Source organism: Blautia sp. MSJ-19 (assembly GCF_018918125.1).
Taxonomy (GTDB): Bacteria; Bacillota; Clostridia; order Lachnospirales; family Lachnospiraceae; genus Blautia_A.
Genome location: NZ_JAHLQA010000014.1, coordinates 24,092 through 37,632, shown reverse-complemented (window position 1 = coordinate 37,632; position 13,541 = coordinate 24,092). Strand labels below are relative to the sequence as shown.

The 13,541-nt window shown below is 43.0% G+C and carries 12 protein-coding genes; 10 read left to right on the top strand and 2 right to left on the bottom strand.

Translation table 11 applies throughout. The features are described 5' to 3' along the window. Positions 1–415 precede the first annotated feature (415 nt). Together hisA and KQI91_RS06225 are read right to left on the bottom strand one after the other, a co-directional pair. Positions 416–1,183 (bottom strand): phosphoribosylformimino-5-aminoimidazole carboxamide ribotide isomerase, encoded by a 768-nt coding sequence (gene hisA, locus KQI91_RS06230; protein ID WP_216391994.1) that lies wholly within the window; start codon positions 1,181–1,183, stop codon positions 416–418. A gap of 392 nt (positions 1,184–1,575) precedes the next feature. Continuing rightward, positions 1,576–1,995, bottom strand: coding sequence for a hypothetical protein (locus KQI91_RS06225; RefSeq protein WP_216391993.1), 420 nt, complete (start codon positions 1,993–1,995; stop codon positions 1,576–1,578). A 183-nt stretch (positions 1,996–2,178) separates the two neighbouring features. Between KQI91_RS06225 and KQI91_RS06220 the strand changes: the two genes are divergently transcribed. The 10 genes from KQI91_RS06220 (at position 2,179) to KQI91_RS06175 (ending at position 13,532) form a co-directional block, all read left to right on the top strand. Next, a complete protein-coding gene (locus tag KQI91_RS06220) occupies positions 2,179–2,700 on the top strand; it encodes a nitroreductase (RefSeq protein WP_216391992.1) in 522 nt (173 codons plus the stop codon). Between the two features lie 187 nt (positions 2,701–2,887). Further along, on the top strand, positions 2,888–4,267 hold the full coding sequence (locus KQI91_RS06215; RefSeq protein ID WP_216391991.1) for a radical SAM protein: 1,380 nt from the start codon (positions 2,888–2,890) through the stop codon (positions 4,265–4,267). A gap of 184 nt (positions 4,268–4,451) precedes the next feature. After that, positions 4,452–4,631, top strand: coding sequence for a DUF6472 family protein (locus KQI91_RS06210; protein ID WP_216391990.1), 180 nt, complete (start codon positions 4,452–4,454; stop codon positions 4,629–4,631). A gap of 15 nt (positions 4,632–4,646) precedes the next feature. Further along, a complete protein-coding gene (locus KQI91_RS06205; protein ID WP_216391989.1) occupies positions 4,647–5,462 on the top strand; it encodes a DNA-3-methyladenine glycosylase family protein in 816 nt (271 codons plus the stop codon). Between the two features lie 10 nt (positions 5,463–5,472). Then, entirely contained in the window at positions 5,473–7,029 is a 1,557-nt protein-coding gene (locus KQI91_RS06200) for an inositol monophosphatase family protein (RefSeq protein ID WP_216391988.1), read from the top strand. Between the two features lie 276 nt (positions 7,030–7,305). Then, positions 7,306–9,684, top strand: coding sequence for a penicillin-binding Tp47 domain C-containing protein (locus tag KQI91_RS06195; RefSeq protein WP_216391987.1), 2,379 nt, complete (start codon positions 7,306–7,308; stop codon positions 9,682–9,684). A 108-nt stretch (positions 9,685–9,792) separates the two neighbouring features. Next, complete coding sequence (locus KQI91_RS06190) at positions 9,793–11,085, top strand: FMN-binding protein (protein ID WP_216391986.1); 1,293 nt, start codon at positions 9,793–9,795, stop codon at positions 11,083–11,085. Positions 11,086–11,203: 118 nt separating this feature from the next. Next, complete coding sequence (locus KQI91_RS06185; RefSeq protein WP_253288384.1) at positions 11,204–11,707, top strand: FMN-binding protein; 504 nt, start codon at positions 11,204–11,206, stop codon at positions 11,705–11,707. Continuing rightward, complete coding sequence (locus tag KQI91_RS06180) at positions 11,707–12,495, top strand: 4Fe-4S binding protein (protein WP_216391984.1); 789 nt, start codon at positions 11,707–11,709, stop codon at positions 12,493–12,495. The genes KQI91_RS06185 and KQI91_RS06180 overlap by 1 nt, the downstream gene beginning before the upstream one ends. Next, the gene (locus tag KQI91_RS06175) at positions 12,492–13,532 is read left to right on the top strand and encodes an FAD:protein FMN transferase (RefSeq protein WP_216391983.1); all 1,041 of its coding nucleotides are present in this window, start codon (positions 12,492–12,494) and stop codon (positions 13,530–13,532) included. Before KQI91_RS06180 ends, KQI91_RS06175 begins: the two co-directional genes overlap by 4 nt. The last annotated feature ends 9 nt before the right edge of the window (positions 13,533–13,541 follow it).

The window sequence follows — 13,541 nt, the reverse complement described above, 5'->3', positions numbered from 1 at the left end:
GCATGAGCGGTATTCACTAGAACAAAAACTCAATATAAGTAAAAAAGATAAAACAGCACTATCGCATTGTAAAAAGCAGTTACGCTTGATTGCTATTGAACAACAAAAAATGCTTGCGGCGTAATACTTTTTATACCTAAAGGGAATTTACACACAAAAAAGGACTTGACCATGTTTTAGTAAGGCTTAGCATCGAATAAAGAAAATTAAGAAACTCCGATGCTGGATATCTTGGATTTTAGAATCAAAAGACATCGGAAATAGAATAAAGAAAATTCTCGATGCCTGAGCCTATTGGTTTTGGAAAAATACACATCGATTTTAGGAAGAATAGTTATTTCGATGTTTAGCATTTGGAATTACTGATTTGCAGGCATCGGGAATAATAGTTTGTAAGAAATTTGATGTCGTTCGCTTACAAGTTTTTGAGGGTTTCAAATGAAATGGTACCGCCAAACAGATCCAGGGCGCTGCCGACTGTGACATCAAGTCGATTTTTTCCGTATTTCCTGAGAAGTTCAATATCCTTCATACTGCCGACACCACCTGCATAAGTAATCGGGTGTTGTGTATAGTCTGAGAGTAAAGCTGCCAGTTCTGTCTCAATGCCATTTGCTTTACCTTCCACATCTACTGCATGAACTAAGAATTCATCACAATGAGTTCCAAGTTTTTCCATTACTTCAAGTGTTACTGGTACATCAGTAAATTTTTGCCAGCGATCTGTGACGATAAAATACTGGTTATTCTTTTTGCGACAGCTCAAATCCAGTACTAAATGTTCCTTGCCTACAGTTTCTTCCATTTCATGGAGATTTTCCCAGGAAAGCTGTCCGTTTTTAAAGACATAAGATGTAACAATTACATGACTTGCACCGGCATTCAGATAATCTTCTGCATTTTCCGGGCAGACACCACCGCCAATCTGTAATCCGCCTGGATAAGCTCCCAGAGCTTTAAGAGCCTGACTTCTGGTTGCTTCGTAATATTCCGAATCTTTTCCATTCAAAAGAATTACATGACCGCCTTTTAATCCGGCATTTTTGTATAGTTCCGCATAAAAAGCCGCATCCTGCCCAGATACAAAGTTTTCTTTTGCCTGGTTTCCGGTATCTTGAAGAGTTCCGCCTACAATCTGTTTTACTTTTCCGTTATGTATGTCAATGCATGGTCGAAATTTCATTGTATATAGTTCCTTTCATTAATGTTATTTGCAATAATTTGTCATACTTACAAATTCCCTGTTTTTTAACAAAATCAAGTAAGTCCCCTGCTTCAATTGCGAAAAGCAATAAGCAGTGGGTGGGGACTTGCTTGTATCAGGAGGAGTTCAAGCTCCTTCTGATAAACTGCGAAGCAGTTATTTGGTTATGCGCAAGTAGCAAAGCGGATTGCGAATATCCGCTTGACTCAGTGCAAGCCCCGGATTTCCTGAATCAGAGGCTTGTACTGTAAATCATCAGATTTCCTGATGCTATGATAATATGATTTTTTATCTGATGCAAGCATTTTGACTTTAATATGCTAAATGAATAAATTTCTTATTTGCAAAATTTTTTATACGGTATACTTTCACTATCTGGTTTCGGCGTCACCGTCAATTACATCGCCGACAGCATCTCCAACGTCTTCTACGGCATTTCCGACACCATCTCCGAGGTCACGGACACCATTTCCAAGATTTTGGGATACAGTCCCGTTTTCTGTGTTATTGTCCTCGTTTGGAGCATTATCATTGTCTGTTCCTTCAGACATGGTATCACCATTGTCGATTGCGGCATCGTCCGCGACATTTTCGCGGTCGGTTACTTCATTATTTCCGTTATTTGAATTGCTTTCATTATCGGTATCCTCGTTTATTTCTGTATCAGTTGTGTTTTCTTCTGTGGATGTTCCCGATTCATCCGCCGGGGCATTGTTGTTTCCACAGGCGGTAAAAATGCTCAGTGTCAGAATCAGAAGAAGTCCTGTCAGAATTGTGCGTATTTTTTTCATTCTAAATTTCTCCTTTACTATGGATTTAAACTTGTAATGCTAATATGTACAATTTGGCAGATTCCTATGCAGAAAAATAATTTTTCAGTTGAGAAGATGCTTGTTTTTCAATGAAAAAAGATTGTTTTAAATTATGAAAGTAATTATAATAACAGATAACAAGATCACAGGGAGGTATTTATCATGACTGACGTACTGGAAACAATCAAAAGCAGAAGAAGTATCCGTAAATACAAGAGTGACATGGTTCCGCAGGACAAGCTGGAAAAGATTATTGAAGCAGGAACTTATGCAGCAACGGGAATGGGAAAGCAGTCCCCGATCATTATCGCAGTGACGAATAAAGAGCTTCGCGATAAGCTTTCTGCCATGAATGCAAAGATCATGGGAACAAATACAGATCCGTTTTATGGAGCACCGGTCGTTCTGATCGTACTGGCTGACAAGAGCAGGCCAACTTATGTTTATGATGGAAGCCTTGTTATGGGAAATCTGATGCTCGAAGCAGAAGCACAGGGAATCGGAAGCTGCTGGATCCACAGAGCAAAAGAAGAATTTGAGAGTGAAGAAGGAAAAGAAATCCTGAAATCACTGGGGATCGAAGGCGATTACGAGGGAATCGGACACTGCATCCTGGGTTATGCGGACGGTGAAACACCGAAGGCTGCTCCAAGAAAAGATTCTTACGTATACTTTGCTGTGTAAGAGTGAGAACAGAAAGAGATTCTGAAAACAACTATCTGAACAGAAACATAAATAAATGTTGTTTAAACATCGGGTTGGTGGTGAAATTTACCACTGACCCTTTTTTGTCCATTGAAAAGGGAAAGCTGATTTGAATATAATGTAAAAAGATAAAAAATAATTATTGCCAGAGATGGAGGAAATACCAATGAACAAGATTAAACATGCAGCAGCGAAGAAGGTTTTTTCGGGAGTAGTTGACTATGCGGTTGATCAGGTGAGCAAGAATCCTGAGGCAGCTTATGAAAAAATCATCGATACTGCTGAAAAATATTTAAAAGATTTCGGAAAAGGTGTGAACTGGGACTACCTGAGAAAAGTTGCCTGTAATCCGGAATATACACTGAATCGTTATGTGACATCTATGGTACAGGACCTTCATCCTAATGTTCTGAAGACAACTCTGATGAACCTTGGATTTGAGGCTTTCTATAATGGCACCAAAACGATTCATGAGATGCGAGAATTACATAAATGTAATGTTCCGTGGATCATTCTGATGGACCCTACCAGTGCATGTAACCTGCATTGTACAGGATGCTGGGCAGCTGAGTATGGAAATAAACTGAATCTTTCCTTTGAGGATATGGATTCTATCGTTACACAGGGTAAAGAACTGGGAATTTATTTCTATATGATGACCGGTGGAGAACCGATGGTAAGAAAGAAAGACATCATCGAACTCTGCAGAAAGCACAATGACTGTGTATTCTTTGCATACACCAACGGTACTCTGGTTGACGAAGCACTCTGCAAGCAGATGCAGGAAGTTGGAAACCTGTTCCTTGGCTTAAGTGTTGAGGGTGAGCCGGATGTTAACGATATGCGCCGTGGAGAAGGTGTCTACAATAAAGTTATGCATGCCATGGACCTTCTGAAAGAGCATGGTCTTGTATTCGGTACTTCTATCTGCTATACAAGCGCAAACTACAAGAGTGTTACAAGTGAAGAATTTATCGACATGCTTGTAGAAAAAGGATGTCGTTATGCCCTGTACTTCCATTACATGCCGGTTGGAAATGCAGCATCTGTTGATCTGCTCCTGAATCCGGAACAGCGTGTTTATGTGAAGAACCGTGTAAGAGAGATCCGTAATATGGAACATGGCCCTGGAATCTTCACGATGGACTTCCAGAATGATGGCGAATTCGTAGGCGGATGTATCGCCGGTGGAAGAAACTACTTCCATATTAATGCAAATGGTGATGCAGAGCCGTGCGTATTTATTCACTATTCAAATGGAAACATTCATGAAAATACTATCCTTGAGATTCTGAAACAGCCGCTGTTCATGGCTTACCATGATAACCAGCCATTCAACGACAATATGCTCCGTCCGTGTCCGATGCTTGAGAATCCGGAGATTCTGCAGCGTATCGTCAAAGAATCCGGTGCACATTCTACAGACCTGCAGTCTCAGGAGACACCGGAACATCTCTGCAGCAAGTGCGTACACTATGCAGAAGAATGGGCTCCGGTTGCCGACAAACTGTGGGCAGAAGAGCAGGCTGCAAAAGCTGCTAAATAAGAATTGCTTTATTACAGATACAGAATTAAAAAGTGTCGTCTGCGTACAAAACAGACGGCATTTTTTTGCACTTTTTAAAGCATCTCCAAATGGAAAACGTTGGACTTTCTTTTTGAGAGGGATTGTATTAGAATAGGGATAACATATACAAAAGAGGGACGGATGCGTCCATGGAGGGATTGGATTGAAGGCAACAAGCTGCGATTATTGTGCAAATTATGTTTATGATGAAGAAAGTGAGAGCTACTACTGTGATGTGAATCTGGATGAAGATGAATATTACCGTTTTATCAGTACCGAATACCGAGAATGTCCGTATTACCGCAACGGAGATGAATACAGAGTTGTCCGCCATCAGATGTAAGGAGCGCAGGCGAAGATGATTACAGTAGAACTGGACAATTTCAGTCTGAAACAGATCTGTGAATCAGGACAGTGCTTCCGCATGCGGGAAACGGAAGAAACAGACACATATGAATTGATCGCAGGGGATAAATATCTCAAAATGTCGCAGCAGGGAAGCATTGTAAACTTTTATTGCAGCGATATGGAATTCATCTGTTACTGGGTGCCATATTTTGATATTGATGCAGATTACAGCAGATATATAGAAAAAATCAATCCGAGAGACAGTTACCTCAGAAAAGCAGCGGAGTGCGGCAGCGGGATCCGGATTCTCCGACAGGATCTGTGGGAGACGATCATTACGTTTCTGATCTCACAGCAGAATAACATAGCAAGGATCCGGGGATGTATCGACAGACTATGCGCTCGTTACGGAGAAAAGCTGGAGACAGACGGCAGAGAACTGTATGCTTTTCCTACACCGGAGAATCTGGCATGCGCAACGGAGACGGAACTGCGGGAACTCGGCATGGGATATCGTGCCAGATATATCGTGGATACGACCAGAAGTATTCTGGAGGGAGATGTTTCTCTGGAGAAGCTTTATCAGATGAAATATTATCGAAATGCCAGAAAAGAACTTATGAGGCTGAGTGGTGTGGGCGAGAAGGTTGCAGATTGTATCTGTTTGTTTGCACTGCATCACATGGATGCCTTTCCTGTCGACACACATATCCGACAGGTGCTTGATGAACATTATCGCCGGGGCTTTCCGAACCGGAGATATCATGGCATAAGAGGAATCATCCAACAATATATTTTCTATTATGAACTGGTGTGCAGAGAGTGAGGTGGATGCGATGAACTATATCGTAAATATTCTTGTGGATTTGTTGGAGTCTGTCTATCAGGCTGCCGGAGCAGCCTTCCTTGTTGCAGTACTGCTGATGTGTGTGTATATGCTTGGCAGGAAGCAGGGAATGGAATCGGTCGCGAGAGCCTGGGTCTATCAGTTCAGGGAAAGTACCTGGTTTCAGCGACACTTTTTCCTGGTGTTTTATATCTGCATTCTATTGTTTCGGACATTACTCTGTCGGGAGATCGGAGGAAATCCTCTGGAAAATGTCCTTGGTGTCTGGAGTCTGAAATATAATGGCAAAATTTATACAGAAAATTTTGTAAATCTGCTTCTTTTTCTTCCATTTACAATTTTGTTGTTCTGGGCAAGAGAAGAAAAGGATCGTACGAAAGACAAACCACTGCAGGAGGCGAGTTTCCGTAGTTTTGAAATCAGCATCTGTGTTTCGCTTGCGATGGAATTCTGCCAGCTGTTTTTGAAGATTGGGATGTTTCAGCTTACGGACCTGTTTTTCAATACACTGGGAGGGATGCTTGGCGGAGCTGTTTACTGGGGCTTTGAAAGAACGCGGAATAAAGTAGTTGCCGGTGTAAAAAAGATTGGCGGCTGGGATGTGGTTCCCTGGAAGCGTACGTCAGACAGAGAAGAGGCGGAAACAGAAGTGACAGTAGCTGCAGCGGAAGGTGAAATTCCGGAGAAGCCGATCCAGGCAGTACAGAATCCGGATCCGAGATATGCAGCAATTGAAAGACTGGTGCGGGAAGCCGGAAGAAAATTGCGAAAAGCCCGTCCTACACAGGATATGATCCATGCAAAAGAAGGACTTGCAAATTTCTGTACCGATTACGATACGGAAATTCAGCGTTTCCTGATCAAAGGTCTTGGGGAAATACTTCCGGGGGCAGCTTTCTTTGGAGAAGAAGATACAGAAGGCAATGCCGGAGCGGAGGCAGATGGTGAATTTACTTTTTACATAGATCCGATCGATGGCACGACAAACTTCATGTTTGATTATCGTCACAGCTGCATTTCTGTTGGTCTGGCACACAGAGAGCGTATGATTGCAGGTTTTGTCTATCAGCCGTATCTGGACGATATGTATGTGGCAGTCCGGGGACAGGGAAGTTATCTGAACGGGAAACGTCTGCAGATGCAGAACAAATCTGTCAGTGAGGGAATCGTGGAATTTGGATGTGCCAGATATAATGAAGAGGGAATTGACTGGCTGTTTCGTGTGGTAAAAGAGATGTTTCATAACAGCCTTTCCATTCGCTGCGGTGGTTCTGCGGCACTGGGACTTTGCAGGGGAGCATCCGGAAGTAACACGGTTTATCTGGAACTGAAACTTCAGCCATATGATTATGCGGCTGCGTCTGTGATCCTTGAGGAAGCCGGCGGAAAGATCACACAGATTGACGGAAGCCCTGTCACCTTGCATGAAGGTTGTTCGATCATTGGCGGAACTCCGGCGGCATGGCAGGAAAGCAAAGAGAAATTTGAAGAACTGAGAAATATGAAAACAGCAGAAACGGATACAGAGAATCCGGGTAATAAATGACAGAGATTATTAAAAAGTGATAAAGCTGAGAAAGCTGTCAGAGCGCAGAAACAGTGCGAAGACAGCTTTCTTTTTTGTTACCATTAAGTTAAATAAATATAACAAGTGTATTTCGTACTAAAAAACAGTGAAAAATATTATCAATAAGAAAATTATTGAGAAAAAAAGTCGATTTACGGTTAGAAAAATCTAACATTTTTGTGGACAGAAAAAACAAGATATGATATAAAATTTATTGGTTAGAAAAAGCTAACGTAAAGAAAGAGGAGGAAGGAAATGGCAAACAAAAATTTATTTAAAAAAGTTGCACCGGTGATCCTGAGTGCTACCGTTGCATTTTCCGGCATGCCGGCAACTGCTTTTGCAGCAGAATTTGCAGACAGCGAAGTTGCTGTAGAAGCTGAGGCAACTGAAGATACAGAAGAAACAGATGTAGATGTTGCAGACGAAGAGGTATCTGAAGATGTAGACGTAGAAGAAGCAGAAGAAGATACCGAGGATGCAGGGGAGACCTCCGAAGAAGATCTCTTTACAGCAGAAGCTGCAGAGGAAACTTTCACAGACGATGCAGGAGATGCATTGACAGGTGAATATCAGTATGTATATGCAGGTCTTACATGGTCTCAGTATTGGGCAGCAGAAGGTGTATACAAAGCTGGCGACACAACTTCTTCATCCGTAAAGGACAGAAAAGGTGAATATGACAAGGGAGCATTTGATACTGTAACAAGAGCAACTGCAAACCATGGACTTCACAGAGGCAGTTTCCAGACAATGACCACTATTTATGGTGAGAGCGGAGCTGCTTATCAGCTTGCGGGATGGCAGGACAGAAATACCATGATCCTGGCAGATGGAACAACTGCTTCTTTTGCAAATGGGGCAGTAAACGGCGACGCAATTGACCATTATGAAGTATATGGTCTGAAGTATGTTCCGGTTAAAGTAAAAACAGCAGACTATGATGCATTCAAGAAAGCATATAACGTAGTTGAAAATGGCGGAACACTTTTCGGAGGTTTCGGAGAAGTTTCTCTTTCTGCCTATACAGCTACTGCAGCAGTAACTGAAAATACAAATGGTCTGAAAGAAGCTGTCAAGAATGCAGATGGATCTTTCAGTTTCAAAGGAAGAACAAACGGAACAGATTCCGGTCTGAAAGATACTGCACTGAAAACAGCAGATGGAATCAATGTTGAAGTAAAAGAAGCAAATGGTTCTTATGGTGAATTCCTCCGTGTAGACCTTCTTGGTAACTATGGCGGACTTGGTGCAGCTATGCAGGCTGTAGAATGGACATACTATGGAAAAGATTCCACATACAGCACTCCGCTTGCTACATATGGAACCAAATTTGCATCTGACAACTGGATGCACAAATCTATGGGTATCCAGCTTGGACTTACAAAATCTGTAAGATGCCAGCTTCCAGATGGATATGATGGAACAGGATACTGGGCTGTAAAAGTAATTGCACTTGGATACAATGATTTTACTTTTACATTCCAGGCAACCGATGCCAACATTGTTGGTGCTGTTGAGGGAAACCTTGATACTGCAAAATTTGAGGGAGCAGTAGCACAGGCGAAAGCACTGAATGAAAGTGATTATTCTACAGATTCCTGGTATACTCTGCAGAACGAATTAAAAGAATGCGAAGATATGCTTGAGAATATCGACGAGCAGACACAGGCAGGTATTGACGAGCAGATCACACATCTGAAAGATGCTATGGAAAATCTGGTTCCTGCAGCAGTAACTTTATCTGCAAAATCAGGAACTCTGAAACTGGGTGCAAGCGTTACACTGAAAGCAACAGCAAATGTAAGCGGAACAATTGTTTGGTCTACAAGCAATGCAAAAGTTGCAACTGTAAACAACGGTGTTGTAAAAGCAGTAGCACCTGGAACTGCCAAGATCACAGCAACTCTTGGAAGCAAAACAGCAACTTATACAGTAACAGTTGCTCAGCCGGTAAGACTGAACAAAGCAACAGCAACTCTGTATGTAAAAGGTTCTCCGGCATCTGTTACACTGAAAGCAACAAAAGATGTTAAAGGAACTGTTAAATTCAAATCCAGCAACACAAAAGTAGCAACTGTAAACTCCAAAGGTGTGGTTACAGCGAAAAAAGCCGGTACTGTTACTATCACAGCAACTGTAGGAAGCTACAAAGCTACATGCAAAGTAACTGTTAAAAATCCTGGAATCAGTGCAAAAGCATCTGCAGGAACAATCTATGTAGGAAAGACTACAACTGTTAAAGTAACAAAGAACGGTGTATCCGGTACTGCAAAATACACAAGCAGCAATAAGAAAGTAGCAACTGTAAGCTCCAAAGGTGTTGTTACAGGTAAAAAAGCAGGAACAGCCAAGATTACAGTTAAGGTTGGAAAATATTCCAAGACTGTAACTGTTAAGGTAAAAGCCGGAACTCTGAAACTTGCAAAATCTTCTGCAAGTATCAAGAAAGGACAGACTACTACCATTAAGGCTACTGCAACTCCATCTGGAAAAGTAACTTACAAGAGCAGCAACAAGAAAGTAGCAACTGTAAGCTCCAAAGGTGTTGTTAAGGGAATTAAAAAAGGAACTGCAAAGATTACTGTAACATGCAATGGTACATCCAAAACCTTCAAAGTAACAGTAAAATAATAGAATAGCAGCACAGAGATACGAAAGAACGGGGGCCGTTTATAACTGCCCCTTCTTTTGTATGTTATGGAGAAAATAAAAAGATCAGAAATTTGCAGGAGTGAGATTATGAAAAAACAGGATGAAAAAGGACCGGAAAACAAAAAGCAGCGCCTGATCAGAACAAGTCTTCTGAAGCTTCTTCCTGCGGCAGCGGTGATCGCAGCAGTGACTGTAAATGGCTTTCAGGCAGAGGCGGAAGAACGCAGCAAAAAAGAAGTGCAGGCTTCTGAAAAAGAACTGATGAAGTCAGCGGAACTGGAAGAACTGATCACAACGGCTTATTCCTATACGACAGAAGATTCTGCGGCAGAAGCTACGGAGAAAACTTCTAAAAAAACCAAAAAGAAAACTTCAAAAAAGAAAGCAAGCAAGTTGAAAACCGGTGCAAAGAAAGCACTGCCTGAAAAATCGGCAGCTGCATCAGGAACCGGTCAGGGAACGAAAGAGACACCAACAACAAGTGTTCCGGAAAACGGATACAAGGACGGTACTTATCAGGGCAGTGGAACGGGCTTTGGCGGAACGATCACCGTGCAGGTAAAGATTGCAGACGGAAAGATTGCTTCTATAGATATTCTGAGTGCGTCAGGAGAAACTTCTTCTTATTTGGCATCTGCAAGAGGGGTAATCAGTCGTATGATTTCCGGTCAGACTCCAAATGTTGATGCGGTCAGCGGAGCGACCTATTCTTCCAATGGAATCATTGAGGCAGTACAGGATGCACTTTCCAATGCGGCAAACACCAGTGATAAGAAGACGAAAAAGAAGAAAAAAGCAAAGGTGACAGTAACACCTACTCCGACTATCACGCCAAGACCGGCAAAACCGGCGACACCATCTCCGGAACCTGGACAGGAAGAGGAAGAAGCGTATTATAAGGATGGAACTTATACAGCAAAAGCACAGGGCTATCAGGGAAAAATAACAGTTACAGTTGTGATTAAGGATGGCAAGATAACAGAGATTACAAACAAAAATGATGATACTCCGGCATATTTTAAAAAAGCATGGCGGACAATTCAGCCATCTGTTCTTGAGAAACAGTCATTAGATGGAGTGGATACTGTAACGGGTGCAACGTATTCTTCGAATGGTATTTTGAATGCCATAGAAGCTGCACTTGATCAGGCACTGACAAAACCGGCACCGAAGCCGACGACAACACCTGTTCCAAGCGTAACGCCAACACTGACCGTGACACCGGAACCAACCGTGACACCGGAACCGACTGTGACACCGGAACCAACGGCAACACCGGAACCAACGGCAACACCAGAACCGACTGTAACATCGGAGCCAACCGAAGAACCGGAGCCGACCGAAGCACCGGAAGATACTTCTGAGGAAGCGGAAGAATAAATAAGCAGAAAGACTGAAAATTACCGATAGAAAGGATACTGGAATGAAATACCATAGTTTTTGTATGAGAGTTTTGTGTCTTCTATTGATTCTTGCTGCTGTAGTAGGATATAATTCTATGCAGAAAAAAGATACACAGGCACAGGAAGCGCAGGAGATCACAGAACTGACCAAACGGGTGGATGATCTGGAAGAACAGCAGAAGGAGATACTTTCTGCACTGGAGGAAGCAGCCAAAAATCAGGAGGCAGCACAGGCAGAAGCAGCCAAAGCAGCATCTGAAAAAGCAGCTTCTGACACAACCGCAGACAGTGAAGATGCACAGGAAGAAGAGACAGACGAAGCTGACAACGTATATAAAGACGGTACTTACACAGGTTCTGCACAGGGATTTGGCGGAGCGATCACTGTACAGGTAACGCTTGCCAATGATGAGATCACAGACATTCAGGTGACAAGCGCACCTGGAGAAGATTCTGCTTATCTTTCCCAGGGCGAGGGCGTGATCAGCTCAATTCTTTCTGCGCAGAGCACAGACGTAGATACTGTTTCCGGAGCAACGTTCAGTTCTACCGGAATTATCAATGCAGTTGTAGATGCACTTGGAAAGGCGGAAAACTGATGAAAAAGAAGCAGAGAAAAGCCCGGCTGATCAGGGCTGCCATACAGCTTGTATTTTTTATCTTTTATCCGGCACTGTTTTCTACGGCATTTGCAGGCGTAAAGTCCATTTTTCAGGCAATTGCCGCACATCAGCAGATCACATGGAACTCTTTTCTTGATATCACAGGTTTACTGCTTGTGATCACGATCCTGTTTGGCAGGCATTTTTGTGGATATGCATGTGCATTTGGCTCACTGGGAGATGCTATGTATGAGCTGACCCTCTTTATCCGACAGAAAGTTTTTCATAAGAAAGGCAGACATGGCTATCCGGAGAAAGCAGTGCGGATTCTTCAAAAAGTCAAATATCTGCTTCTTGCTTTTCTTCTGCTTTCCATTCTGACGGGATGGTACGCGAAGCTGCAGGGAATGAGTCCATGGGATGTATTTTCCATGCTGACAGCGCACAAACTTCCAAATGCGTCTTACAAGGTTGGAATTGTTCTGCTGGTTCTGATCCTGATCGGAATGTGTACACAGGAAAGATTTTTCTGTCAGTTTCTTTGTCCGATGGGAGCAGTGTTTGCCATGATGCCGATCCTGCCATCTGCATTGTTTAACAGAAACAGGGAAAAGTGCCCTTCCAAATGTGGTCTGTGTAAAAAAAGATGTCCGGCTCATCTGGATATTGACGGTGATACACCACTTTCCGGTGAATGTATCTGCTGTCATGCCTGCCAGGTGACCTGTCCTCGCAAAAATATACAGATTGGTCCACACAAAGAACAGGAAATGGTGAAAGAATGAAAATCAGACAGAAGTCAATGGCACTGCTGTGCGGAGTGCTCTGCACGGGAATGATGGCAGTTCCGGTACTGGCAGATACAGAAGTACAGAAATATACAAATACAGACTTTGCAATGGATACAGTGGTTTCAGAGACTCTGTATACAACAGGAAAAGACCTGAACACAACGATTGGGGAAAAAATCCGGGAGATTGAGACAGAGTTTCTGTCCTGGACGGATGAGAACTCCCAGATTGCAAAGCTGAATGCGGCATCCGGGGAGACGACGGAAGTCTCCGAGGAGCTGACTGGTTATCTGGAGCAGATTTTTCAGCTTGCACAGGATTCAGACGGGGCATTTGACCCGACAATCGGCAAGATTATCCGCCTCTGGGACATTACAGGAGAGGATCCGCATGTGCCGGAGCAGTCAGAACTGGATGAACTTCTGAATGATGTGGGATACCAGAAGGTGTCTCTTGATGGAAATAAAGTAACACTGGAAAAAGGAATGACGCTGGATCTGGGCGCAACCGGAAAAGGAATCGGCTGTGATGTGGTTGCAGATTTTCTGAAAACGCAGAAGGATGTTTCCGGGATGATCCTGAATCTTGGCGGCAGCAGTGTTATGGCGTATGGCGAGAAGCCGGATGGTTCTGACTGGAAAGTTGCGGTGACAGATCCGCGGGATACAGAAGGGGATTATCTGGGCGCGATCACACTGGAAGGAGGAGAGTTTCTTTCGACTTCCGGAGATTATGAGAAATATTTTATGGAAGACGGCAAAAGATATCATCATATCCTGGACCCGAAAACCGGTTATCCGGTATGGAACGGTCTGGATTCCGTAACGGTTGTCTGTGACAGCGGTCTTCTGGCAGACGGACTTTCTACGGCATGTTTTGTGCTTGGGATGGATGATGCAATGGAATTACTTGAGAAATACAATGCAGAAGCCGTTTTTGTCGATGAAGACAAGAATGTGTACCTGACGGATGGTATAAAAGATCGGTTTGAACTGATGAAAAATACTTATACAGTGAAGGATGCGAAATAAAAAAGACAC